Here is a 25,611-nt window from a genome sequence, read left to right as displayed (position 1 = left end):
TTCCACTGGCCCCGGGCATTTTTTTGTCGCGCCCTCAAATCAATAATGAACTCAACTGAGCCTCATTGATTAATTATTCATTTTGTTGCCTCATCAACCGTTTTACTATCCACAAACTGTTCAAAAGACGTTATGAGGCCGTTTTCCAGTTGCCAAAGATGCGCCACGCGCGCTTTAAAAAATTTGTTTGTTTCTTTATAGGTACCGCTATATGTACCAAAGGCAACTGCTTTATGGCCATCAGCAACATAACCCTCCAGCGTAAACTTATAATCGATCCACTCGGTAGCCAGGCGATAAAACACATTTTGGGCAATCGCTTCAAAACCTATATAAGTGCCGGCGAGCGGAAATCCCGCGGCCTCTGTCCAAACAGCATCAGGTGCGAGAAATTTTTGAAGGTTTTTGCCGTTTTCTTCCGAAGATTTCCCTTCGTAAGTGCTCTTTACAATTTCAAGATTTGTCATTGCTTTTAATATTTACCATTTCATTTCGCCTGTGTTTACTTTAGCTCCAATCTGAAGTGCTATATCAAACTTAAGATCGGGATAATGGTTTTTTATAGCAGCAATCAACTCCCCTGATGTTTTATTTGCTTTCAGGGCTTCTTCGTAAAATAAAAGGTAGTTTTTAGTGTGGGACACTGACGCAGTATCGAAAGCGGAATACTGATCAGTATGGGCAGGAATTACAATAGATGGTGCCAGAGCAGTAATCTTATCCAGGATAGCTATCCATTTATCGCGGGCATCGGGCGTTTGTGCGTCGGCTGTCCACAGGTTGAAATTGCTGCCAAAAATATTAATGCCCCCTATTACAGCTTTTACGGAAGGGATCCATACAAAAGACCTCGAAAGGAATTCTTCAAGTCCGTATATTTCAATTTTTTCGCCCTCCAATTCAAATGAACCATCCTTTAGCAATTGCGGCAATACCACATTTTTGGTAAGGGCATTGCCAAGGCGGCCTCCCCAAACGTCAAGCTTTTTTTGCGAGGTTGCTTTAATATGCTCAATGGTTGTATCATTTGCGTAAACTGTAACCTCAGGAAAGTAGCGTTTGAATATCTCCAATCCGAAATAGAAGTCGGGATCGGCATAACTGATATAAATTAAAGATAATTTCTTGCCCGAGTTTTTGATATACTCCGCAACAACTTCCGCCTCGGCCAGGGTAAACTGGGCATCGACGAGCATTGCTTCCGTCTTCCCCGAAATAATTGTTGATGTTACGCCAAAACTGGTTTCCGCTGCTATAAATACATCAAGTGTAAGATTGCCTGATTGAAATTGTTTAAATTGCTGTGCCTGCGTTTCCATAGTTAAAAACCTTTTGTTAAACCTTGTTGATTAATAGAATAAACAAAGGTATCCATGGCTCAAACGAAAAACATTGAACAAGTTCAACAAACGCAAAAAGATAGCTACTTCTCCTTTGCCAGTTTATTACGGATTTTGCTCAAAAACTCATGACTAATCCCCAGGTATGCCGCTATTTGCCTGTTGGATAACCTGTTGTATAAATCCGGATACTTTGCTAAAAAATCCTGGTATCGTTTATCGGCCGTTTTACTCAAATTATCGATCATCCTGCGCTGCAAGGCTACATGCGTTTTCTGCGTCATGATACGGAACAGCTTCTCGATGGCCGGGAAATGCTCATAAGCGAGTTCTTTATTTTTCCGGGAAATGACCAGGACTTCACTATCTTCCAAAGCTTCAATAAACAGGTTTGATGGTTTTTGGTTAGAAAAACTGTCTATATCAGCAATCCACCAATCTTCGGGCGCAAAATAAAGAACTTGCTCAACACCGTTTGCGTCCACATGGTAAACACGGAAAAGTCCTTTCAGCACAAAACCTTCATGGGCACAAATTTGTCCTTCTGATAGAAAATAGCTTTTTTTCTTAAACAACCGGGGTTCAAAAAGATCATGAAACTGTTGCAGTTGATCTTCGCTGAGCGAAACGTGCCTGGCGATGTTATTACGCAGTAGTTGGTTCATAGAATATAATTAATAACACAGCACAGGAGAAAGCCAAGTCAAGCATATCATATAACAACCTTTATACACCTGATATTCACTTTTCTATCTTCAAATACGTTTCTTAAATTAACAAATCTTCTATTAATTTACAGATAATCCAGTTTGATTTTAATAAAAATAAATATGGTAAAGAGCTGCTTATCGACTGCTTTAATGTAGCGAAAATAGTAGATCGAAGTTTATCATTGCAGGAATTGCACGCAGCTTCCTTTTAGTCTCCGGAAAAAGACAGGCCCTTCTGTTGAAGCAGAAGGGCCTGTCTTTTAATTTATTTATCTTAAGCCGATTTCCCTTAATCAGCAAGCTCAATCCTAAAACCTGATACCTTCCAGGCGGGCAAGTTTAAGGGCTTTTTGATAACAAGTGCATCCGCTTCCTGCTGCCATTGTATTTTTTCTTTACTGCCCAAAAGTTTCACGGAGCGTATTTTTTTGATGTTTATTACCGACGATTTACCAAGCGATTTGATTCGAATATCCGCGGTGGGGGTGTCAAGCAGAAATGCATATAACTTATTGCCATTGCTGGTGAAACGGATATCTTCAGCTGTGTATTTCATCCGGTCTTCATTAAAGTTATCGGATTTAACTTTCACTGCGTTTTCCGGGCGTTCTCCAAATTTTTTCCATGGTCGTGATCCGTAGATCCCTTCGCCATTATCAGCCGTCCATTTGCCTATCTCATCAAGTGTATTCAACATATCGGGCTCTAAATCTCCCTCCGGTGTTTGCACAATATTTATCAGCAGGTTCCCATTTTTACTTACTATGTCTACCAGCATCCGTATAATATCGGTACCGCTTTTGTAGGTTTGGCCGGTACGATAGAACCAATCGCCTATAGAAGTATCCGTTTGCCATGGATACGGGCTGATGGAATCCTGAACGCCTCGTTCAAGGTCCTGCACCCACATACCCTGCGAAGGCTGTTTGCAGTTATACACGGCAGTAAGTTGGCCATTGTTGTAGGCCATATTTCCGTTGTAAAAATTAGCTAACATATTCCTGCCAATATCCCCAAACGGAAATCCGCTATCTGAGTAAAGCAGATCAGGATGATAAGTGTCCACCAGTTCCTTGACGGACTTATACCACGTGCGCTGCCATTCCGCGTCCTTAGTTAACCAGCCGCGGTCATCTGCTTTCGCTTTGGGATGATATAAATCGGCATAAGCTGGATCATTCGCATCATATGGAACACCCTTATAAGCGCCTGAGGTGTCGGCACTATGTGCGGGTTGGCACCAGGTATAGCTTGCTCCCAAATGCTCCGACACGCCAAATTTAAGACCGTTCTTCTTAGCCTCCTTCTGCCAAATGCCAACCACATCTTTATGAGGGCCCATTTGTACGGCATTCCACCGGTGCAGTGAAGAGTTCCATAAAAAGAAATTATCATGATGGGTGCCCATGCTAACAAAATATTTTGCCCCGGCTTTTTTATATAGCGCCATCAATTTCTCAGGATCCCATTTTTCCGCCTTCCATAATGGTATAATGTCTTTATAACCAAACTTTGACGGATGCCCGTAATGTGCAACGTGATATTTATTTTGTTCGCTGCCCTGAATGTACATGTTACGGGCATACCAATCACCCTGGCGCGGCACCGCTTGCGGCCCCCAATGCGCCCAGATACCAAACTTGGCATCTCTGAACCACGCAGGATACTGGTATTGTTTAAAAGAAGTATCCGAAGGCTTGAACGGGCCATTGTTAACGGACAGCTCTTGTCCTCGCAGCATCAACGACATCCCGGACAGGACGAAGCTAAGCGCGAAAATCTTTTTAAGGTTAGTTATCATTTTTTCAGGTATTTATATGTAAACAGAAAAATCTATCGCGGTTCGATAAATTCGGGCTCATAGGGCGCAAGCGAAAAACTTCCGGCATAGTCTTTATCAAACAATATATTCTTATTTGATTTTAGCCATATTGGCCGGACGTTCATGTTCTTTTTTGATATATCAATAATTGGCGCGTTCCCTGCGTGTTTCCCCTGTGTCAATGTGTGAGCGCTTTAAGGGCGATAGTTGCTTCAGATAAACTTGCTGAACTAACGGTAAGCTTAATATCGCCGGCATTATGAGTGCTCCTGATTACCACCATGGCCCGGCCATGCCAGGCTTTGCGCGAATTGCCTGTATATGGGTCGGTGTCCTTGACATTCGCATTATCCGCTCCGGCTATTACACCAGGCCCTTCAATTTTAAATTGAAGTCGATCTGATGCGTTTGGTTGTAGTACGCCATCCTTATCAGTGATTTCAATTGAAACATAGGATAGGTCCTGCCCATTCGGCAATAGCTGCCTACGGTCGGCAATGAGCCTGATCTTAGCAGCGGAACCTGAGGTTTGCAGCGTAGTTGATTCAATTTCTTTATCATTTTCAACGCCCACTGCTTTGAGGGTCCCTGGCGTATAGGGTACCGAGAAAGTAGCTTTAAACTCCTGATTTACTGTTGTAGACTTTTCGCCGAGAAGTTTGTCATTGAAGTAAAGCCTTACTTTGGGATATTTGGAATATACTTCTACGTCTAAAGTTCGCCCCTCAAAGCCTGGCCATGTCCAGCTTTCCCAGGTAGGCCATACCGACCACCAGGTCTCTTTGATTTCCAGTGGTTCGGGCTTTGGCTCGCGGACAGCCATGTACAGCTTTTCCTTATCGTTGTACAACATGCTGCGGTAGTGCGAAATCGGTTTTCTCCATCCGGTTAAATCTATATCTCCGCAATACGCACCATGCCACGGAAAGAAATCGTTTTCCCAATGTTCTCCTGGCACATCGCCCGAATAATACCAGCGGCCGATTCCCGATTCGCCTAAATAATCTATCGCTGTCCATACAAAATCGCCAATAATATAACTATTGTTTTGTACCAGCTTCCAATTGGCAAAAGCATCTCGCGGGTATGATTCCGTCTGAAAAATAACACGGGAGGGCACCCTTTTATGATCAGCGGGAGCACCTTGCAGTTGGTAATTATAGCCGCAAACATCATGAGCTGCCATAAGCGGATCTAAAGATTCCCAGTCATTGCCCCACTTTACAATTGCCGATGTTACCGGTCGTGTGCTATCTATACCTTTAACAATACCTGCAAGCATTTTAGCGGTCACAACAGCCTCCGGCTTGTTTCTCTCAACAACCTCATTACCGATGCTCCACATAAAAATTGAAGGATGGTTCCTGTCGCGAAGCACCATTGTTTCCAGATCAAGTTTCGACCATTTATCAAAATATACCGAATAGTCGTGTTTGTTTTTACCAACTCGCCAGCCATCAAAAGCCTCATCAATAACTAATAAACCTAACCTGTCGCAAGCTTCTAAAAAAGCTTCGGACGGTGGATTATGAGATGTACGCACAGCGTTGAAACCGGCAGCTTTCATTAACTCAACTTTACGTTCCTCGGCCCGGTCAAAAGCAGCGGCACCAAGGCACCCGTTGTCATGATGGACACATCCGCCGCTGATCTTCACGGTTTTACTATTAAGCTGGAAACCTTTTTCCGGCGTAAACTTTATTGAGCGGATGCCCAAAGTGGTCTTTGTCTCATCTATTTTTTCATCACCTTTTGATACCTGGATTTGGGCCTGATATAAATAAGGGGTTTCCGGTGTCCATAATAATGGCTTCGATACTTTTATAATTTGAGTAACCTCTTTTTCGCTGTGTGCCGGTAACTCTACCTTTGTTGTATTATTTCCCGCATCTTTAAAGCTTACGGATAGCAGCCGGGTGTTAACAGCGATGCGCTGCGGAAAGCCGGTTTCGTTTTTTATCGTAGCCTTAACCTGTACCGAAGCCTGCTTTGAAGAGACTTCGGGTGTTGTAATGGCTACTCCCCAATCGGCTATGTGTAAGGGATTGGTAACGTCAAGCCACACATGGCGGTAGATTCCTGAACCACTATACCATCTGCTGTTTACTTGCTGTGAATTATCCACGCGTACGGCTATCACATTCTCTTTGTTAAAATCCAGGTAAGGCGAAAGATCATACCTAAATGACGAATAACCATAAGGCCGAATACCAAGGGATTTACCATTGATAAAAACCTCCGAGTTCATGTAAACGCCCTCAAAATAAACGGAAATGCTTTTTCCTTTCCATTCAGGAGCTACTGTGAACGTTTTTCTATACCAGCCAATACCCGCCGGGAAATAACCGCCCGCACCTCCCGTTGGATTTTTGAGGCTTACGCTCCCTTCAATGCTCCAATCATGCGGCAAGTCAAGGTTACGCCATGTATTATCATTAAAATCCCGAAACCGTGCCAACGAATCGTCACCCAGGTTAAATTTCCAATTGTAATCAAACAATTGTTTTCGCCCGGAAGACTGGGCGAAACTTACAACACTGTAAGCCAAAAGCAAGATGACTATTGTTATTTTTTTCATAAAAGTAATATGCTTAAAACAGTTATTTAACCGTAATCTTTGTTTTGAGAATAATATTACGGGATGAATTACCTAACTCGAGAACGTATTCGCCGGCTTCTGTGTTCCAGCCTTTTTTTGCTTCATCATAAAATGCCAGATCTCCAGTTTTAACCTGCATTTCTATCGTCTTTGTTTCGCCGGCCTTTAAAAATATCTTTTTAAATGCTTTGAGCTCTTTTTCAGGGCGCTGTACCGAACAAACCGGGTCATTCACATACAGCTGCACAACTTCGGCACCATTTCTTCCTCCTGTATTTTTGATCGTAAACTTCGCATGGATCGTTTCGTCTTTTTTATAAATTGATTTATCTGTGGAAAGTTTGCTGACAGAAAAATCGGTATAAGAAAGGCCATAACCAAATGGGAACAGCGGCACTATATTTTTAGTATCATACCAACGATAACCAACCAATATTCCCTCCTTATATTCGGCTGTGAGATTATTGCCCGGATAGGTATTTAAATTAAACGCCGGCGAATCATTTAACGAAGCAGGGAAGGTAATTGGCAGCTTACCCGACGGGTTTATAGTCCCTTTTAACACATCGGCGAGCGCGTTGCCGGCTTCTGAGCCGTTAAACCATGACCAAACAATAGTGTGATTTGATTTTTTGATTTCGTTCAGGTCAAATGGCGCGCCAGCCATTACTACAATAACAGTATTTGGATTAACGGCACTTACGGCGTTAACCAAAGCCTGTTCACCAAAAGGCAATTCCAGGCTTTTACGATCATGGGCTTCACTTTCGTATTCACGGTTTGAACCAATACACAAAATGACAACATCACTGCTTTTAGCAAGTGCTACGGCTTCATTAATCAGGTCCTGGTCGGGTTTATTATAGTCACCATTTTGTTCAGCAGTTTTACTCGCCTGGTACTTTGCCCTGTAACCCTGTGCAAACCTGATATCGGGGGTTTTACCGAACCTTGACTTTATCCCTTCAAATGCGGTAACCTCATATTTTGCTTTTACACCCGCGCCATATCCTCCTAAGGCGAAAGTACGTACGGCATTATCCCCTATAACTGCGATGCGTTTGATCTCACTTGTTTTTAAAGGCAATAATTGTTTATCGTTTTTCAACAGAACTATGGATTCTGAGGCGATATCATATGCGGCTTTAGTGTGCTCCGGTGTTGCGATAGCCCCTTTTGGATGGTTGGTACTCATAGATGTATGGTACATGAGCCATAAAATCCTGCCCACTTTATCGTCAATAGTTTTTACTGAAACCTCCCCGGCTTTAACAGCGGCAAGCAATGGTTTAGCCAGATACCATTGATCATAAGGTCCACTTGAACCCATTTCAATATCCAGGCCGTTATTTGCCGCCGCGACGGTATGATGTGTGCCGGCCCAGTCAGACATAACTACGCCTTTAAAGCCCCAGTCTCCTTTTAAAACTTTGTTTAATAAATACCCATTTTCAGAACACCAATAACCATTTAACTTATTATAAGCCGACATAACGGTATAAGCATTGCCCTGCTGAACGGCGGCTTTAAAAGCCGGGAAATAGATTTCCTGTAGAGCTCTTTCATCAACTATTGTATTTACACTATCGCGGTCGAGTTCCTGGTTATTAGCTGCAAAGTGTTTAATGCAGGCAGCCACGTGCTGACTTTGAATCCCTTTTACCGATTGAATGGCCAACTGGCTGTTTAAATAAGGGTCTTCTGAGTAATATTCATAAGTACGGCCGCAAAGAGGCATCCTGCAGATATTAAATGCCGGTGCAAGCATTACATTTTTTTTTCGGGCATTCGCTTCCTCTCCTATTACCACGCCATATTTATTGGCCATTATAGGGTTCCAGGTGGCAGCTATTGCCGAACCATTGGGTAAGAACGTAGCCGAATCGGTTGTCCAGTTAGCCGAAGCCCAGTCAAAACGTTTAATTTCTTCGCGCACGCCTAATGGCCCGTCGTCACAGGTCAATTCAGGGATACCTAAACGGGGCACACCTGCCGAAGAAAATAAAGCGTTGCCGTGCAACATTGCTATTTTCTCTTCAAGTGTCATCTTTTTGATGATCCTATTGATCTTTAATTTAAGGGCAGCCTCGTTTTTGTTTTGTGCAGATACACTGCCGAAAAATAGAAGAGCAATAAAACAAGTAACTATGCATTTCATAAACATTATTTCTTTAAATCCTTTGTTAAACATTATTTATCAGCGGCTATGATTTCGATAGCCGACGGCCCTGGACAATTAACACCCGGTAACTGTTTCTGCCACCTGTTGACCTCACCGCGTTCACAAACGTTTGGTGATATGAAAGCAGTACCGACATTTGGGCGGCATCATTTGTACTGGGTTCGTTGGCGCTGGCAAACATCAAATGTTCATCAAAATCGCGCATTGCCGTTGCAATTTGTTCCCAAAACGCTTTTTGTTTACCGTTAACAGAATCCTGTTTTGCCGGAGTAATATTATTTTCAAGCCAACCTCCATCCCAGTGAATATTGAGCAACACATACATATCGTTTTCTACACAATATCGTATTACGTGTTTTACGCGTTTTAACCAGGCATCCTGTATTTTGGCAGTTTTTTTATCTGAATATTGATCCCAGGCACAAGGGATACGAATAGCGTTAAAACCGCTCCGCTTAACCAACTTGATATAATCTTCTGTGATTAAAGGATTGCCCCAGCCGGTTTCGGCGCCGGGCGCTTCCATTGTGTTGCCGATGTTCCAGCCCAATTTGATATTTGCTGTCCGTTGAACTGCAGTGTTATCCATTCTCGTTTTATCGGGAGCTTTGGGCGATATATTGTATGAGGGATAGATTGTTCTGATAACGGCTGTATCTTTTATTGCCTTTTGAGGACTATTGCAATAAGCGGCCTTGAGCGGAGAAGCAATCGAAAAAATAACAGTAGTACACCAAAGTATACGTTTTAACATCATAGTAAATTAAGCAGGTTTGAAAATTGGCTTAAGCAATGCCCAACTTTAATTGCATTTTACAATAAAGAAACATTGAATTACGCTGCTAATCTAAATGTCGGGATGCAATCGATTGTTCACAAATGGGGACACAAATGTTAAAACCACATACTACACTTATTTACAGAACGTTAAAGTAGATTCACACCCGATAATCGGTCATAAGTGAAACAGATGTTGTATTAAATTTAACAAAAAGGTCAAAAAGCATCAAGTTAAACCAATAGCAAAATCAGGTAAATCGTTTTAAAAAATAATAAATGCAATTCCCTTGCGGTAAAACTGGTTGAAGGCTTATAAGAAATTTATTTGTTCTTGTTGCTGACGTACGCAGAAGGGAGACAATTAAATTCGGCCTTGAAGCATCGTACAAAATACTTTTGGCTTTTAAAGCCTACTTTGTAGGAGATCTGTGATATAGTTAACTGTGAATTCTCAAGCAACTGTGCTGCACGTTTGAGGCGGATGGTTCGGATCAGATCTACGGGAGATTTTCCTGTTAAAGCCAGCGATCTTTTATACAGGGTTACGCGGCTCACACATAATTCGCTGCTCAATTCCTCTACCGAGAATTCGGCGTTGTCAATGTTTTTTTCGATTATTTGTACCGTTTTTTTTATAAACGATTCATCAAGAGATTCGGTTTCTACCTCAGTTGGTTTAACATCAAGCTGCTTTTGATAGGTTTTACGCATATCTTGTTGCATGGCCAGTATGTTCTTTAATTTAGAAGTCAGGATTTCGAAATTGAAAGGCTTGGTCAGGTAATCATTGGCACCCGTTTCAAGTCCCTGCAATTGCTGTTCTTCATCTGTAACAGCAGTAAGCAACACAACTGGTATATGTGATGTACGTTTATCGTTTCGTATTTTCCGGCATAAATCAATGCCATTCATCTCAGGCATGCTAATATCGCTAACTACAAGGTTGGGATGAAGGGCCAGGGTTTTCTGCCATCCTTCCTTTCCATTAGCAGCTTCGATGATGTTAAAAGTTTCATTTAAATTGTCTTTCAAATAAAAACGAAAATCCTCATTGTCTTCAACCAGTAAAACAGAAAGCTTCTTAATTGAATTGCTGCCTCCCATCTGTACCCAATCGGTATTTTCGGATACCGCTGTCCGCGGGAAATCAAGTTCATTTATCGATACTTCTTCCTCTGTTACTAAATCAACAGGTAAAAGTATAGTAAAATAACTGCCTTGTCCGGGTTCACTTTGCACTAATATTTCACCGTTGTGCAGCTTTACAAATTCTTTAGTTATTGACAGCCCTATACCACTACCCTGGTTAACCATAGATCCTGGCACTTCGTTTTGAAAAAAGCGCTCAAAAATTCTGTCCTGCTTATCTAACGGAATACCAATACCCGTATCAATAACCTTTATCTCAAGCTGTTGCTTTCCAGAGTCCTTTTCGAGTATCGCCAATAAAACGCTTATATGTCCGCCATCAGGTGTAAACTTAAAAGCATTAGAAAGCAGATTGAAGATGATGCGTTCGATTTTATCGTGATCAAAGTTGATAATCAGGTTTTGAATTTCCGAATCGAATACCAGCCTGATATGTTTTTTCTCAGCAACATCCGAGAACGAGTAAACCATTTCCTTAATAAAATTGATAATATCACCACTCCGTGCATGCAGCCTAAGTTCCTGCACCTCCATTTTCCTGAAATCAAGCAACTGGTTTACCATATTTAGTAACCGTTTGGCATTGCGGTTAATTAATTGCAACTGATTTCTCTGCTCTTCGGCCTCGGTTTGCTTTAAAATCTTATCAACAGGTGCCATGATCAATGATAAAGGGGTCCGGAACTCATGGCTTACATTGGTGAAGAACTTAATTTTCATCATATCAAGTTCATGCATACGCCTGGCTTCCTGCCGCTCATTTTCAATTAACAATTTAGCCTCGCGTTTCTCCTTTTCGATTTCAAACTGCCTTCTTATTTTTTGAATTCCGCGCCGGCGCATGAAAAATAGGATCCCAAATAAAAGTAATATATAAATAAAATAAGCTATTGTCGATTTCCAGAACGGGGGCAATACCTTAATTTTTAATGTGATATAATCAGGGTCCCACCGCCCTTCCTGGCTAACCGCCCGTACTTTAAAAGTATAATCGCCGCCATCAAGGTTGGTGTAGGTAGCTTTTCGCGTAGCATTATCGGCATCAATCCAATCCTTATCAAAGCCTTCCAGCATATACTGATGTTTTACTTTGTTGGGATTAAAGAAATTAAGCGCGGCAAACTCAATGGTAAATACATTTTCGCTGTGTGTCAGTGTCAGCTCGCGGGTTGCCGAAATAGCTTTTGACAATACCACATGTCCGTTAACTTCTTCATTGGCTTTAATACTTTTGTTATACAGCAAAAAATCAGTAAAAGTTAGTTTAGGCTTGTTGGTATTGGCATGTATGGCTAACGGGTCGAAAATATTGAAACCATGCCCGCCGCCAAATATAAGTTCGCCCTTGCGGGTTTTGAGCCCTGCCTGGTCATTAAATTCCCTGCCTTGCAAACCATCCGTTTCATCAAAATTCTCAAACCTAAAAGCGTAAGGAGCCTTTTGGGCAATAAGCGTTACCCTGCTTAAACCATTAGCAGTACTAAACCACATTCTTCCTTTGCTATCTTCCAGTATTTGCAATATGGCATTATCTGGTAATCCGTTTCGCTTTGTTAGTGATGTGAACTTGTTGGTTTCGGCGTTAAGTATGCTTAATCCGTAGCGTGTAGCTATCCAGATCAAGCCGTGCCTGTCCTGGTTAATGCAGTTGATTGTATTACTGATTAAGCTGTTAGGATCATCTTTATTTATGCTGTAATGAATAAACCTGCCTGTATTTTTTAAAATCACATCGATACCAAAGTATCCTCCAACCCAAATATTGCCTTTGCGGTCTTCAAACAGAGCAGAAACGTAAAGACACCTGATATCTGTTTGTTTAAAGGGAGGGGAAAATTTCTTTTTTTCCCTGTCAAGTATCTGGAGCCCGGATGCAAATGTCCCTATCCATAACTTATGCGATGAATCTTCGAAAATACTCATCACCCGGTTATCGGCAAGGCTCCCCGCTATCTTATCGTTATGTTTATAATGGGTAAACGTTTTTCCGTCAAAGCAGTCCAGGCCGCCAAAATATGTCCCTATCCACAATTTTTGATCATGATCGATACATAAACTGACAATAATATCATTGCTGAGACTGTTTGCATTTCCTGGTTCATACTTATACTGCTTAAAACTGCCGGTTTCACGGTTAAAGTAAATTAAGCCTCCCCCGTTTGTACCAATCCAAATGTTCCCATTTTTATCTTCAACAAACTTGTTAGCATCTTCGAAGCCCAAACTTTTAGGGTCTGAAGCGAAGTGCCTGTACAATGGGAACCGGATAATATTTTTGTGATAATAGCTTACACCTTCTTTAAAGGTGCCTGCCCACATAATACCCGAATCGTCTTTATAAAGGTTGATAACGCTGTTTTGACTTAATGATTTGGCATCATCTTCCCTGTTCAATAAATAGGTAAATGTGAAAGTTTTTTTATCTAACAAATTTATACCGCCGTGGTCGGTTGCTATCCATATCAGGCCGTCATCGGCCTGGATAATGTTGCTGATGATATTAGATTTTAATTTGAGCCCCGAAGGTTCGTTAGCGATAGGCCTGAACGCCCTGCTTGAGGGGCTGTAATAATACGCGTTGGCGTAAAAACCAGGTGTGTAAAACCATAAATCATTGTCCTTATCCACAGTAATAGCGTAATAAGCATCTTTGTTATTAACGGCTTTATTAAATACCTCGGTATGATAAGTAATTTTGTTTTGTTTGATATCGAACATCTCAACGATGCCGTTACGGTACACCACCCAAACATTGCCGGTTGCATCCAGTGTTATATCTGAGATAAAATTTGAATACAATGACGCACCTGAACGGTGATGATAATACCGACGGGTTGTTTTGTTTATTTCATTATGCCTGTACAGACCGGAATCCGGGCACACCAGCCAAAACTCGCCCTTACCACCGCGAATTATTTTAGATACGTTAGGATATCCGGGAACCTTTAACGAGCGCGTCATTACCGACATATCACTGTCAAACTGTTCCGTTTCCGGATCATAAAAACAGTATCCTCCGCGGGTTGATACCCATAATTTTTTGCCGGGTCCTTCAAAAATACCGCTTACAAAATCATCATTAAGCGACTTTTTGTTATTTGCGTCATGCTTGAATATTTTAAAACTGTAGCCATCATAACGGTTAAGCCCTGATGCAGTTCCGAACCACATAAAACCTTCGGAGTCTTTATAAATGCAGTTTACCTGGTTGTGCGATAAGCCATTACTTCGGTTTAACTGCGAAAACTGATATTTACCATTTTGTGCAAAAGCGACACGCAGCGTCAATAGTAAAACAAGCATGCTTATGGATAATTTATATCTCATAGCTTAGGGATAGGGGTACTCATAAAGTTCGATCAATAGGTTAGACTATCTTCACAAAAACAAGTCTTTTTTAATATGGCTTTAGTAAATATCCTATTTTGAACGTATAAATCCAAAAACCCCCGATTATGAGGATACTTTCAAACTTCCACCAACCGTTAAAAAGGAAAGCCTATTCTTTTACCGCTTATATTGGTTAATTCAAACCTACAGTAAAATAAGCATTCAAATTTTGATTTAAATGGACTTTTTTTTGTAAAAAACCGACTTCATAATCTTTAAACCACTCATATACTTTTAGGTGTGTCAAATCAATTTGCATATTTGTAGTTCAGATGATTAAAAGGAATTTAAAGCATACTTTCTCGCTCCTTAACGTTGATTATGTAAGGTTAAACCCAAAATGGAATTACAGGAATGTGATCAGCCCTTACTATCGCATTTATTATATAGATGATGGAGAAGGTGAAATTTCAGATGCAGCCAGTTCGCTAAAACTTGAACCGGGTTATTTGTACATCGTTCCAAGCTTCACCCTATGTAATTTAAGTTGCAACGATTACCTGGGCCAGTATTTTGTACAGTTTTTTGAAGATTCGATAGATGGAAGTTCGCTTTTTGCTAATCACAGGGTTGTATTGAAAACAATGGCCACCGAAATGGATATAAACCTTTTTAACAGACTGCTTGAAATTAACCCGGGGAGGGGAATTAACCGGTCAGACAATCCTAAGGTGTATGAAAAAGATATCTACTATAAGGAATATCAGGAACTTAATAATCAACAAAACACTTCCGTGTACCTGGAAACCCAGGGTATCCTCATGATGTTAACCGCAAAGTTCCTTAACCCACAATTATTTAAACATCCGGAACATAAATCTATACCCATTAAAATTGCGGAAACCTTAAATTATATCCTTGTTAATTTACATATGGATCTTTCCGTAAACCTGCTTGCATCCCGGGCAAATCAAAATGTCGATTACTTTTCAAGGCAATTTAAGCAGCACACAGGAACCAGGCCATTAAATTATATAAATGAAAAACGAATTGAACGTGCACAATATCTGATGGCAACAAGCAGAATGGCTTACTCAGAGATCTGCACACAAACCGGGTTTGATAACCTTTCTTATTTTTCCAAAACATTCAAAAAGCTAACCGGTATGTCGCCCAGTGAATATAAAAAACAGATGTACCAGGTTGGCTTCAATCATTAGCGTTCATACCTACTTATCATTATCGCTTTTTTTCATCAATAATGCCACAACCCGAGAACAGCATGGTCTGAAACAGCCAATGATTTCATTTTTACAATCCCGTTCCCAAACCTTCCTTCACTACGCATCCTGATATGGCGTAAACAAACGCTTAATTTCCATTATTAAGTAATTCTCAATAAATAAGCTATTTATAGGCAAACCTGAAAAATAATATGATTTAAGTAGTATCCGATCCTTTTATCAATCTCAACTCCAATCGTAATATTAATCATTCAAAAAGTCGGGTTTGTATAAAAAAAAGTCCCATTAGGTCAACTATTTGAATATTATTTCAAAGAAATTTGATTGATGATCAATTTAACGTGAATTGCTCATCAACCAATTATAGATAATGACATATAGAAATTTACTTAAAGGCCTGGCTGCTCGTTTGCATAGCTGATCCAGATAGGTACTTTTTCAAAACTTCCAAACTCAATTATGAAAAGAAGAACATTAATAAAAGGCATGGCCACGGGACTCTCATCTCTGTATCTGTCAAAGGTATTTGGTAGCAGTTTACTGCAAACAAACACTGAAACTATTTCTGGGCCGTTTAAACCAAATTGGGATTCATTGGCTCAGTACCAGGTGCCGGACTGGTTTCGCGATGCAAAGTTTGGGATGTGGGCGCATTGGGGCCCGCAATGCCAACCGGAACGTGGTGACTGGTATGCACGCGGCATGTACCAGGAAGGCAGCGATCAGTATAAATATCACGTCCAAAAATATGGACATCCTTCCAAATTCGGTTTTAAAGACGTTATTAATGAATGGAAAGCCGAAAACTGGAACCCTGACGAGTTGGTTGGCCTATATAAAAAAGCCGGTGCCAAATATTTTATGGCACTGGCCAATCACCATGATAATTTTGACCTTTATGACAGCAAATACCAAAGCTGGAACTCCACTAAACTTGGCCCCAAAAAAGACCTGATAGGCGGCTGGGCCAAAGCAGCTAAAGAGCATGGTTTGCCTTTTGGCGTAACCGTACACGCCTCCCACCCCTGGACCTGGTACGAGGTTGCCCAGCGCGCGGATAAAACCGGCCCGTTGGCAGGCGTACCTTATGATGGCAAGCTTACCAAAGCTGATGGTGCAGGTAAATGGTGGAACGGTTACGACCCACAGGAATTATATGCACAAAACCATCCGTTAAGTAAGGACAGCCTCGATAACAACAGTATGGGCAGCCATTGGGACTGGGGCAACGGCGCAAGCGTGCCCAGCAAGGCTTATTGCGATAAGTTTTTGAACCGAACCATTGAGCTGATAGATAAATACGGCCCAGAACTGATTTATTTTGATGATACAGCCTTGCCCCTATGGCCGGTGAGCGACGCCGGTTTAAAAATAGCGGCGCATATGTACAATACCAGCATTAAAAAGCATGGAAAGTTGCAGGCCGCACTGTTTGCTAAAGTATTGAATGAGCAGCAACGTAAATGCATGATATGGGATATAGAACGTGGCCAAAGTAACCAGATAGAACCTTTACCGTGGCAAACCGATACTTGTATTGGCGGCTGGCATTATGATCGGCGCATATTTGATAATAAAGGCTACAAAAGTGCCAAAACAGTGGTACATACCCTGGTTGATATTGTAAGTAAAAACGGTAACCTGCTTTTAAATGTCCCATTACGGGGAGACGGAAGTATCGACAGCGAAGAACGAACTGTTGTTGAGGGAATAGGAGCCTGGATGCAGGTTAACAGCGAGGCAATTTATGGCACCCGCCCCTGGAAAGTATTTGGAGAGGGGCCCGCAACAGATTCAGCGGCTCCAATTAGCGCGCAGGGCTTTAATGAAGGCAAAGGCAAACCATTCGGAGCCGAAGATATCCGGTTTACCGTAAAAGGCAAAACCCTTTACGCCACCATGCTGGGTTGGCCAACCGGGAATGAAGCCGTTGTTAAAAAGTTAGCAAAAGGTAATGAAGCAGGCAATGTAAGCAGTGTAAGCTTGCTCGGAAACGGCAATTTGACTTTTGAGCAGACTGAGGCCGGTCTTAAAGTAAAATTACCTGAGCAGGCACCCGGTAAAGATGCGTTTGTTTTAAAAATAGAAGGAGCTGTTTAATTTATATGATGAACCTGAAAATTTGTTACGCCCTGATCACTGCCGTTTCACTGGCAGTTCCTTCTTTGGCGCAAACTTTTAAGCTGGTATCGCCGGATAAAAAAACCGTTGTGGAAATAAACAACACCAGCAGCCTGAGATATACAGTTTCCAGCAATGGTTTAACAATCGTCCATCCTTCATCACTCGGTTTCGAGTTTAAAGATGAACCGGCTCTTGGCAACGGTATGGCCGTAACCGGTCATGTGGAGCATTCTGTTAACCAAACGTGGGCGCCGATAGTAAAAGCGAAGCACAGTATCGTAACCGATCATTACAATGAACTGGAATTATCACTGGTTGAAAAATCAGCGCCAATGCGCCGCATGAACATATTGTTCAGAGCTTATAACGATGGTGTTGCTTTTCGCTACCAGTTGTTCGGGGCTGATAAAATCGGCGACCGGCAGATAGTAAAGGAGCTCACCGCTTTTAACTTAACAGCAAAAGCAAAAACCTGGGTGGCAGACTATGGTAGTTATACCTCATCCCAGGAAACCGAATTTCAACCGAAAAACCTAAACCATATTACTGATAAAACAATTGCAGGCTTACCCCTGCTGGTAGAATTAGATGAGCATCATTATGCGGCTTTTACTGAAGCCAATATTGATAACTATCCGGGGTTTTATATAGGATCCTCAAAAACTGACACTGGTACTACCGACAAAATTAGCCTGATCACCAAACTATCGCCCCTACCCGGTGAAGGTGAAAATGGTGTTAAAGCACGCTTCACTAATAATTTGTTTACACCCTGGCGCGTAGTGATGCTGGCTGCTTCGCCAGGTAAATTAATTGAATCGGAACTGATACAGAACCTGAACCCACCTAACGTATTGAAAGATCCCAGCTGGATCAAACCAGGCATGAGCGCCTGGGATAACTGGTGGAGCGGAGACGTAAAGGTTGACATGCCAACGATCAAAAAGTATATAGACCTGGCATCGGCACAACATTGGCCTTACATGCTTATTGATTGGCAATGGTATGGGCCATTTAACAAGCCTGAAGCAGATATTACCAAAGTGGCTCCGCAATTAAATATGCCCGAGATTTTAGCCTATGCTAAAGCCAAAAAGGTTAAATGCTGGCTTTGGTTATATAGCTCGGATGTTAACCGGAATGACAATTTTGAAAAAGCATTTCCGATTTACGAAAAATGGGGTATTGCAGGAATAAAAATTGATTTCATGGACCGCGATGATCAGCAAATGGTGAACTGGTACCGTCGTATCATCCAAACGGCTGCAAAGTATCATTTGATGGTTGATTTTCATGGCGCTTTTAAACCCGACGGCATTGAGCGGACCTATCCCAACATGGTAACCCGCGAAGGAGTTTTAGGAGAAGAATATTCCAAATTTTCGACCAGGATAACAGCCGGGCATAATACCACATTGCCATTCACCCGTATGTTGGCCGGGCCAATGGATTATACTCCCGGCGGATTCCTGAATGTAAAGAAAAGCGATTTCAGAAAGGGAAGCCCTACCCAGGTAATGAACAGCCGATGTGCCGAGCTGGCAAAATTCGTGATCTACGAAAGTCCGTTTATGGTTTATTGCGATGCGCCTGAAAACATTTTAGGCAAGCCCGGATCCGATTTTTTAAACAATATACCAACTGTTTGGGATGACATGAAGGTACTCGGCGGTTACCCGGGCCAATATGTCATTATTGCTAAAAGAAACGGGAAAGACTGGTATATCGGCGCGATGACAAACGATTCTGAAAGGACTGTACAATTGAAAATGGATTTTTTACCGGCGGGCAACTACACGTTATCATCATGGGGCGATGTGTTGTCATCTCCTCAAGGCCTAACCCGGTCTGAAAAAAAGATATCGGCTAATTCCGTGATCAACATCCATATGGATACAGCAGGCGGATGGGCAGCTAAAATAACTGCCCAGTAATTAATTGAGAACCTTTAACCCGGCATACAAAAGTTTAATACAATGATCAGATCATGACAAAGAATAAAACTCTTTTTCCATTTATATTAATAACCAGCTTATTCTTTCTGTGGGGGTTTGCACATAACCTCGACCCGATATTGATACCGCACTTAAAGAAGTCGTTTACGCTTACCACAGTGCAGGCTACGCTTGTAGATTCTGCGGTGTTTATAGCCTATTTCGTGATGGCTTTACCTGCGGGGTTCATTATGAAAAAATATGGTTATAAAACAGGTATTATCACAGGGCTGCTAATTTTCGCGTTTGGTTCCTATTTATTTATACCTGCAGCCAATACGCAGCAGTACACATTTTTCCTTGTAGCTTTGTTTATCATTGCCTGCGGGTTAACCATCTTAGAAACTGCCGCCAATCCTTATGCTTCTTCATTAGGAGATCCCGCAACTTCTACACAAAGGCTTAACTTTGCGCAATCATTTAACGGGCTTGCTGCCACCCTCGCGCCTATAATTGGCGGGCGTATTATACTGACAAAAGGTTATACTCCGGCACAATTAAGCGCAATGACAGAAGAGGGCCGTAAACTGGCGCTGGCCGCCGAAGCTTCATCAGTAAAAACACCCTATTTTATATTAGGCAGCGTGTTGGTGTTTATTGCCATACTTTTCGCGTTTACACGGCTGCCAAGGATCCAGCAGCATGAAGGACACGCAGCCAGTAAAAACATTTTCCATGCCCTGAAGCATCGTCATTTAGCATGGGGTGTGGCTGCCCAGTTCTTCTATGTTGGCGCGCAAGTTTGTGTATTTAGTTTGTTTATTCTTTATGCCACGAAATCTGCCGGACTTACGGAGGTGCAAACGACCTACTATCTTGGTTTGTGCGGCGCTGCATTCCTAATAGGCAGGTTTATTGGTACTTTCCTGATGAGGTATTATAGCTCGGCTGTTTTACTTGCAGTTTATGCGGGTATCAATATTTTGCTATCCGCAATCGCCATTTTTGGTCACGGCATGATCACGGTTTACACAGTAATTGGGATCTGTTTCTTCATGTCCATTATGTTTCCAACCATTTTCGCGTTGGGTATAAAAGATCTGAAGGCAGATACAGAATTTGGCAGCAGCCTGATCATTATGTCTATCGTTGGTGGTGCTGTGTTGCCAAGGGCATTCGGTTATATCAGCGATGTAACTGGCAATATTCAAAATGGTTATGTGGTACCGTTGGTATGCTTTGCGGTAGTGGCCCTTTTTGGATTGAAAGGACATCGTGTAAAAGTGGGGCCGGAAAATGTACCGGTTTCAACTATCCTTTAACAATTTTCCATTTTCAATATGCAGGAAATTAATTTACCTAAAGTAATTTTTGGAACTAGCGGATTAGGAAATTTATATGTAGCACTTCCAGACGATGTTAAATGTGCTATTGTTGCCGAAAGCATCAGGCATTCTCCTAAACCGGCTGTATTTGACTCAGCAGGGAAATATGGCGCGGGGCTCGCGCTCGAATCATTGGGAAAGGCTTTGGCAATACTAAATGTCTCCCCATCGGAGGTACTGATCAGTAATAAATTGGGCTGGCTGCGTACGGCGTTAAAAAGTCCCGAACCTACTTTTGAACCGGGTGTTTGGCGAGACCTGAAATATGACGCCGTTCAGCGAATAAGTTATGAAGGCATCCTGGAATGTTATGAACAGGGAAATGAGTTGCTGGGGAATTATCGTGCACAACTGGTATCTGTACATGACCCCGATGAATACCTTAATGCAGCAAAAGATAAACAGGAACAAGCACAACGCTACCGGGACATATTGGACGCTTACCGTGCATTGATTGAATTAAAACGCGATGGCAAAGTAAAAGGTATTGGTGTAGGTTCGAAAGACTGGCGGATTATCAAAATGATAACACAGGATGTAAAATTGGATTGGGTAATGATCGCCAATAGCATGACAATTCATAGCCATCCGCCAGAATTAATTGAATTTATGCAGGAGCTTGAAAAGCAAGGAACTTTGATCATTAATTCCGCCGTTTTTAACGGCGGCTTTTTAACCGGATCTGATTATTATAACTATCGGCTAACTGATCCGGTAAAAGACAAACATTTACATCGTTGGCGAGAGTTGTTTTATCGCTTATGTGAAAATTATAAAATAAAACCGGCGGATGCCTGCGTGGCTTTTGGGTTAAATGGTCCAGGTGTTAAAAGTATCGCCCTGAATACCACAAATCCCAATAGGGTTGCACAAAATATTTCGCTGGCTTCATTAAAGATCCCAACACAATTTTGGAAAGAAATGAAAGAATATGGCCTAGTTGACGAATCATACGCTTCCGCCTATCTGTAAAAATTTAATCTCACTATGAAAAGATACTGTTTGGCCCTCGATTTAAAGGATGATCCGCAATTGATAGCGGAATATGAACATTGGCATAAGGCTGAAAATAGCTGGCCGGAAGTACGCAAAAGCATACTGGACGCGGATATTCTTGATATGCAGATCTATCGCACGGGAAACCGGTTGTTTATGATCATGGAAACGAGCGACCATTTTGAGTCAAAGAAAAAAGAAGAAATGGATGCGCTAAATCCTAAAGTACAGGAATGGGAGCAACTTATGTGGCTATTTCAACAGCCCCTCCCCTGGGCAAAAGAAGGAGAAAAATGGGTGATCATGAAACAGATTTTTAAACTTTAAGCACCGGTGATATACAGATAATATTGCAAAAAACAGGGATAAACGATTCATTGCGCAACGTTCAATCACCAACATAAGATGCGGACTTAAAATAAATTAAAACCATAACGCAACTCCCGATTCCGGGCATATAACGGGAAAGACGCAAATCATAGCGGTCTTTCCCGTTATATGCTATTGGGTTACTTAGTGTTTATGACTTTCGGCTAAGGACTAAACACCAATTTATCGTCGGCACCACATCAGTTATTTATTTTCACTTCGCCGTCTATTACCTCAAAAGGAATCCACAGATAACCGGATTTCTCCAGGTCAAGTTTGTTCCACAGATCTCCCATGAAGATAAAATTTGAAGGTTTTCCGTTTATCGGCAAAACATAATTTCCCTGTGCAAAGAACGTTTTTTCTGAATTGGTACCGCTGCAGGGGTTGCCTATCTCAGTCCACGGCCCCATGATACTATTGGCAGTTGCGTAAGATGCCGCATTGGGGCTCCAACCTGAGCATCCCGAAGTGATCAGGAAATATTTGCCGTTATTTTTGAAAAGTGCCGGGCTTTCGCGGTTTCTGTCGATCAGAATCCTGGTATAATGTTCCGTTGGCTTCAAATAATCATCTGTCAGCAGGCAAACATGCATAGTGTTGTTATCTTCGGATGAATAAACAACGTAGGCTTTGCCATCGGTATCCTTAAAAAGTGTCATGTCCCTAAGCATTTGATTGTTTGGTTTGATACTGCCCAGGTACGTATATGGCCCCTCGGGCGAATCGCTTATGGCAATACCGGCCTTTGAATCCTGATAATCATTTCTGTCATTATGGAACCACATCACAAATTTATTGGTTTTCTCATTGTAAAGCACCTTGGGCCGTTCAATTACCCTACCGGTATCCAGGTCATTTGACGGGTCACCTGTGACAGATCTTAATGCAGTTCCGAGATTTTTCCAATGTTTCAGATCTGTAGACGAATAACACGATACCCCGCCTGCAGGGACCCGGTAATCTTCCCAGCTTTGCCCGGGAACCAGCCAGGTTTTGCCTTTTTTAATTTCGCCAAACAGGTAATATACCTCATTATAATAAAGTACCCCTGCCCCATGAGCATTAATCTGATTTCCGTCAGTGTCCTTAAAGTCTCCGCCCGAAATCATGTTTTGCGACCGTGCCTGGTTATTGAAAAATATGGATAAGATCAGGATCAGTACCGTATACTTCATATATTTTGTTTTCTATTTAACAGATCGAATAGAGTTTAAAAATAGGTAAAAAAAGGATGGTTGCTCTACACTCAACCATCCTTTTACTTTGTGCCTCACCATAAAAAGTGATTGTGATCACTTTTTATGGTGAGGCACATCATATTGAAGACTAAATCCATTCGTGATCTTTGTCATTAAACAAGGAAACGCTGATGGAGAATGCCGCGCTGCTAAAAGCAATTATTGAAAATGCCATAGACGGCATTATTACCATAAACAGCCACGGAATTATCGAATCTATCAATCCGGCAGCATGTAATCTGTTTCAATACAGTCCCGGTGAAGTAATTGGTAAAAATGTATCTGTTTTAATGCCCCCGCCCGATAAGGAGCTGCACGATGGTTATATAAACCGTTATCAAAACACAGGCAAGGCGCACATTATAGGTTTTGGCCGCGAAGTTAAGGGGTTAAAAAAAGATGGCTCTGTATTCCCTTTCCGCCTGGGGGTAAGTGAAGTACAGTTTTCAGGCCGAAAAATCTATACCGGTTTTATCCATGATCTCACACGCGAAAAGGAGGCAGAAGAAAGATTAAAGGACTACGCCGTCCATTTAGAAGAGCTTGTTGAGGAGCGTACAATTTCTTTAAAGCATTCGGTAAGCGAGTTGCTGCAGGCTAAAGAAGAAGTTAGCCTGTCATTAGAGAAAGAAAAAGAACTTGGACAGATGAAAAGCCGTTTTGTATCAATGGCCTCGCATGAATTCAGAACCCCTCTGAGCAGCATCCAGTTATCGGCCATTCTTGTTGAAAAATATGCGCAAGAGTTTAGCAATCCTAACATCAGCAAACACATCGCCAAAATAAAAACGTCGGTAGGTAACCTTACGGGTATCCTGAATGATTTTCTGTCGCTCGAAAAACTCGAAGCCGGCAAGGTCGAGCCCGTATTTACCGAATTTAACCTGGTAAAATTTGGCGAGGAAATAACAGAAGAAATGCAACTGGTAGCCAAACAAAACCAAAATATCATTTATCAGCATACCGGTACTACCAGTGTTTTTAAATTGGATCCCGCATTATTAAAAAACTGCATCATTAACCTGATCAGCAACGCCATCAAATACTCGGGCGAAAATACCTTTATTGAATTTAACACGGAGGTAGCCAGCGATCAGTTGGTTGTTGTGGTTAAGGATAATGGTATAGGAATCCCTGAAAATGACCAGAAGCACTTGTTTGAAGCGTTTTTCAGGGCACATAACACCGGCAATATATCAGGTACTGGTCTCGGCCTTAATATAGTAGCGCGCTACGTTGGCCTGATCAACGGCACGGTGCAATTTGAAAGCAAAGTTAATTACGGAACATCATTCACGCTCACATTTTCGCAATCATGAAAAAAAGTATCCTCATTATTGAAGACAATACCGATATAAGGGAAAGCACCGCCGAAATACTGGAGCTTTCCGGCTACCTGGTATTGCAGGCCGGCAACGGCAAAATTGGTGTCGACTTAGCTATAAAGCATAAACCGGACCTTATTTTGTGCGATATCATGATGCCCGAGCTTGACGGGTATGGCGTATTATTCATGCTCAGCAAATCGCCCGAAACGGATAACATACCCTTTATATTTTTAACCGCGAAAGCCGAACGGGTTGACTTTAGAAAAGGCATGGAAATGGGTGCCGATGATTATCTTACCAAACCTTTTGACGATATAGAATTGCTTAATGCCATTGATAGCAGGTTGAGCAAAAAAGAAAAACAACAGGCATTTTTTAGCAGGTCGCTGCAAAAAATAGAACACCTGGCCATCAATTCGCGCAACGGAGCAGCCGAATTAAACGCATTGATAGCCAGTAGAAAAATAAGGCAGATAAGAAAAAAACAAGTATTATTTTATGACGGGGATAGCCCGCAGGGAATTTACCTGGTGATGGAAGGCAGCATAAAAACATTTAAACTGGCCGAAGACGGCAGGGAACTGATGACCGGCTTATACAAAGCCGACGACTACCTTGGCGTACATGCCCTGCTGCTTGATGATGCTTACGGCGAAACTGCCGAAGCAACCGAAGACGCGGCCATATGCCTGCTGCCAAAAGATACCGTTTTAACCATGCTTGACCGATATCCCGACGTTGGCCGGCAATTTTTGAAAATACTGTCAAACAATATCAAAGAAAAGGAAGAACAGCTAATCGAGCTGGCCTACCATTCGGTAAGGAAACGGCTGGCGCAGGTATTGGTAAGGCTGAACAAGCAAAACGGCGAAACGCAGGAATTTAAAATATCAAGGGAAGAAATGGCATCAATGGCCGGTATGGCTACCGAAACGGTAAGCCGTACGCTTTCTGATTTTAAAGAGGAAGGCCTGATAGAAAAGAAAGGTGCAACCATCAATATAACAGACCTTAACAAACTGGTAAAAATGAGAAACTGATAAAGGTCATTTTTATCACTGACCGCGCTCATGGTTTT

General features: G+C 41.9%; 17 protein-coding genes. 8 read left to right on the top strand and 9 right to left on the bottom strand.

Going from position 1 to position 25,611, the window contains the following annotated elements:
* Positions 1-77 precede the first annotated feature (77 nt).
* The 8 genes from J3L18_RS02530 to J3L18_RS02495 form a co-directional block, all read right to left on the bottom strand.
* Positions 78-467 carry a nuclear transport factor 2 family protein gene (locus J3L18_RS02530; protein WP_091170029.1) on the bottom strand — a complete coding sequence of 130 codons (390 nt, stop codon included), beginning with the start codon at positions 465-467 and terminating at the stop codon, positions 78-80.
* 12 nt (positions 468-479) lie between these two features.
* Positions 480-1,319, bottom strand: coding sequence for an MBL fold metallo-hydrolase (locus J3L18_RS02525; protein ID WP_129570653.1), 840 nt, complete (start codon positions 1,317-1,319; stop codon positions 480-482).
* A gap of 104 nt (positions 1,320-1,423) precedes the next feature.
* Complete coding sequence (locus J3L18_RS02520; RefSeq protein WP_129570654.1) at positions 1,424-2,005, bottom strand: Crp/Fnr family transcriptional regulator; 582 nt, start codon at positions 2,003-2,005, stop codon at positions 1,424-1,426.
* Between the two features lie 334 nt (positions 2,006-2,339).
* Positions 2,340-3,851 (bottom strand): alpha-L-fucosidase, encoded by a 1,512-nt coding sequence (locus J3L18_RS02515; RefSeq protein WP_208102515.1) that lies wholly within the window; start codon positions 3,849-3,851, stop codon positions 2,340-2,342.
* A 199-nt stretch (positions 3,852-4,050) separates the two neighbouring features.
* Complete coding sequence (locus J3L18_RS02510; RefSeq protein ID WP_129570655.1) at positions 4,051-6,450, bottom strand: glycoside hydrolase family 2 TIM barrel-domain containing protein; 2,400 nt, start codon at positions 6,448-6,450, stop codon at positions 4,051-4,053.
* A 22-nt stretch (positions 6,451-6,472) separates the two neighbouring features.
* Complete coding sequence (locus J3L18_RS02505; RefSeq protein WP_129570656.1) at positions 6,473-8,629, bottom strand: glycoside hydrolase family 3 C-terminal domain-containing protein; 2,157 nt, start codon at positions 8,627-8,629, stop codon at positions 6,473-6,475.
* A gap of 46 nt (positions 8,630-8,675) precedes the next feature.
* The gene (locus J3L18_RS02500; protein WP_129570657.1) at positions 8,676-9,242 is read right to left on the bottom strand and encodes a glycoside hydrolase family 5 protein; all 567 of its coding nucleotides are present in this window, start codon (positions 9,240-9,242) and stop codon (positions 8,676-8,678) included.
* Between the two features lie 512 nt (positions 9,243-9,754).
* Entirely contained in the window at positions 9,755-13,909 is a 4,155-nt protein-coding gene (locus J3L18_RS02495; RefSeq protein ID WP_129570658.1) for a hybrid sensor histidine kinase/response regulator transcription factor, read from the bottom strand.
* Between the two features lie 335 nt (positions 13,910-14,244).
* On the opposite strand from J3L18_RS02495, the gene J3L18_RS02490 reads away from it, so the two are divergent.
* From J3L18_RS02490 to J3L18_RS02465, 6 genes are all read left to right on the top strand, one after another.
* Positions 14,245-15,132 carry a helix-turn-helix domain-containing protein gene (locus J3L18_RS02490; RefSeq protein WP_129570659.1) on the top strand — a complete coding sequence of 296 codons (888 nt, stop codon included), beginning with the start codon at positions 14,245-14,247 and terminating at the stop codon, positions 15,130-15,132.
* A 483-nt stretch (positions 15,133-15,615) separates the two neighbouring features.
* The gene (locus J3L18_RS02485; protein WP_129570660.1) at positions 15,616-17,256 is read left to right on the top strand and encodes an alpha-L-fucosidase; all 1,641 of its coding nucleotides are present in this window, start codon (positions 15,616-15,618) and stop codon (positions 17,254-17,256) included.
* A 5-nt stretch (positions 17,257-17,261) separates the two neighbouring features.
* The gene (locus tag J3L18_RS02480) at positions 17,262-19,214 is read left to right on the top strand and encodes a glycoside hydrolase family 97 protein (protein ID WP_129570661.1); all 1,953 of its coding nucleotides are present in this window, start codon (positions 17,262-17,264) and stop codon (positions 19,212-19,214) included.
* 53 nt (positions 19,215-19,267) lie between these two features.
* Positions 19,268-20,536, top strand: coding sequence for an L-fucose:H+ symporter permease (gene fucP / locus J3L18_RS02475; protein WP_129570662.1), 1,269 nt, complete (start codon positions 19,268-19,270; stop codon positions 20,534-20,536).
* 18 nt (positions 20,537-20,554) lie between these two features.
* Positions 20,555-21,571: an aldo/keto reductase gene (locus J3L18_RS02470; RefSeq protein WP_129570663.1), complete on the top strand. Its 1,017-nt coding sequence runs from the start codon at positions 20,555-20,557 to the stop codon at positions 21,569-21,571.
* A 15-nt stretch (positions 21,572-21,586) separates the two neighbouring features.
* Positions 21,587-21,922, top strand: a complete 336-nt coding sequence (locus J3L18_RS02465; RefSeq protein ID WP_129570664.1) for an L-rhamnose mutarotase — start codon at positions 21,587-21,589, stop codon at positions 21,920-21,922.
* A gap of 242 nt (positions 21,923-22,164) precedes the next feature.
* Here J3L18_RS02465 and J3L18_RS02460 read toward each other — a convergent pair whose 3' ends face one another.
* On the bottom strand, positions 22,165-23,142 hold the full coding sequence (locus J3L18_RS02460; protein ID WP_129570665.1) for a glycoside hydrolase family 43 protein: 978 nt from the start codon (positions 23,140-23,142) through the stop codon (positions 22,165-22,167).
* 194 nt (positions 23,143-23,336) lie between these two features.
* On the opposite strand from J3L18_RS02460, the gene J3L18_RS02455 reads away from it, so the two are divergent.
* Both J3L18_RS02455 and J3L18_RS02450 read left to right on the top strand, forming a co-directional pair.
* Positions 23,337-24,524, top strand: coding sequence for a PAS domain-containing sensor histidine kinase (locus tag J3L18_RS02455; protein ID WP_129570516.1), 1,188 nt, complete (start codon positions 23,337-23,339; stop codon positions 24,522-24,524).
* A complete protein-coding gene (locus tag J3L18_RS02450) occupies positions 24,521-25,573 on the top strand; it encodes a response regulator (protein WP_091170069.1) in 1,053 nt (350 codons plus the stop codon). Before J3L18_RS02455 ends, J3L18_RS02450 begins: the two co-directional genes overlap by 4 nt.
* Positions 25,574-25,611 lie beyond the last annotated feature (38 nt).

The organism is Mucilaginibacter gossypii (assembly GCF_017569325.2).
Taxonomy (GTDB): Bacteria; Bacteroidota; Bacteroidia; order Sphingobacteriales; family Sphingobacteriaceae; genus Mucilaginibacter; species Mucilaginibacter gossypii.
The sequence above is the reverse complement of the archived record's forward strand: the minus strand, read 5'-3'. Positions and strand labels throughout refer to the sequence as shown.

What these genes read in the sequence shown, in the direction of transcription:
- J3L18_RS02530 (WP_091170029.1), bottom strand. Translation starts at nt 467, where the DNA reads ATGACAAATCTTGAAATTGTAAAGAGCACTTACGAAGGGAAATCTTCG.
- J3L18_RS02460 (WP_129570665.1), bottom strand. Translation starts at nt 23,142, where the DNA reads ATGAAGTATACGGTACTGATCCTGATCTTATCCATATTTTTCAATAAC.
- J3L18_RS02495 (WP_129570658.1), bottom strand. Translation starts at nt 13,909, where the DNA reads ATGAGATATAAATTATCCATAAGCATGCTTGTTTTACTATTGACGCTG.
- J3L18_RS02450 (WP_091170069.1), top strand. Translation starts at nt 24,521, where the DNA reads ATGAAAAAAAGTATCCTCATTATTGAAGACAATACCGATATAAGGGAA.
- J3L18_RS02500 (WP_129570657.1), bottom strand. Translation starts at nt 9,242, where the DNA reads ATGGATAACACTGCAGTTCAACGGACAGCAAATATCAAATTGGGCTGG.
- J3L18_RS02510 (WP_129570655.1), bottom strand. Translation starts at nt 6,450, where the DNA reads ATGAAAAAAATAACAATAGTCATCTTGCTTTTGGCTTACAGTGTTGTA.
- J3L18_RS02505 (WP_129570656.1), bottom strand. Translation starts at nt 8,629, where the DNA reads ATGAAATGCATAGTTACTTGTTTTATTGCTCTTCTATTTTTCGGCAGT.
- J3L18_RS02515 (WP_208102515.1), bottom strand. Translation starts at nt 3,851, where the DNA reads ATGATAACTAACCTTAAAAAGATTTTCGCGCTTAGCTTCGTCCTGTCC.
- J3L18_RS02455 (WP_129570516.1), top strand. Translation starts at nt 23,337, where the DNA reads ATGGAGAATGCCGCGCTGCTAAAAGCAATTATTGAAAATGCCATAGAC.
- J3L18_RS02520 (WP_129570654.1), bottom strand. Translation starts at nt 2,005, where the DNA reads ATGAACCAACTACTGCGTAATAACATCGCCAGGCACGTTTCGCTCAGC.
- J3L18_RS02485 (WP_129570660.1), top strand. Translation starts at nt 15,616, where the DNA reads ATGAAAAGAAGAACATTAATAAAAGGCATGGCCACGGGACTCTCATCT.
- J3L18_RS02490 (WP_129570659.1), top strand. Translation starts at nt 14,245, where the DNA reads ATGATTAAAAGGAATTTAAAGCATACTTTCTCGCTCCTTAACGTTGAT.
- J3L18_RS02525 (WP_129570653.1), bottom strand. Translation starts at nt 1,319, where the DNA reads ATGGAAACGCAGGCACAGCAATTTAAACAATTTCAATCAGGCAATCTT.
- J3L18_RS02480 (WP_129570661.1), top strand. Translation starts at nt 17,262, where the DNA reads ATGATGAACCTGAAAATTTGTTACGCCCTGATCACTGCCGTTTCACTG.
- J3L18_RS02470 (WP_129570663.1), top strand. Translation starts at nt 20,555, where the DNA reads ATGCAGGAAATTAATTTACCTAAAGTAATTTTTGGAACTAGCGGATTA.
- fucP (WP_129570662.1), top strand. Translation starts at nt 19,268, where the DNA reads ATGACAAAGAATAAAACTCTTTTTCCATTTATATTAATAACCAGCTTA.
- J3L18_RS02465 (WP_129570664.1), top strand. Translation starts at nt 21,587, where the DNA reads ATGAAAAGATACTGTTTGGCCCTCGATTTAAAGGATGATCCGCAATTG.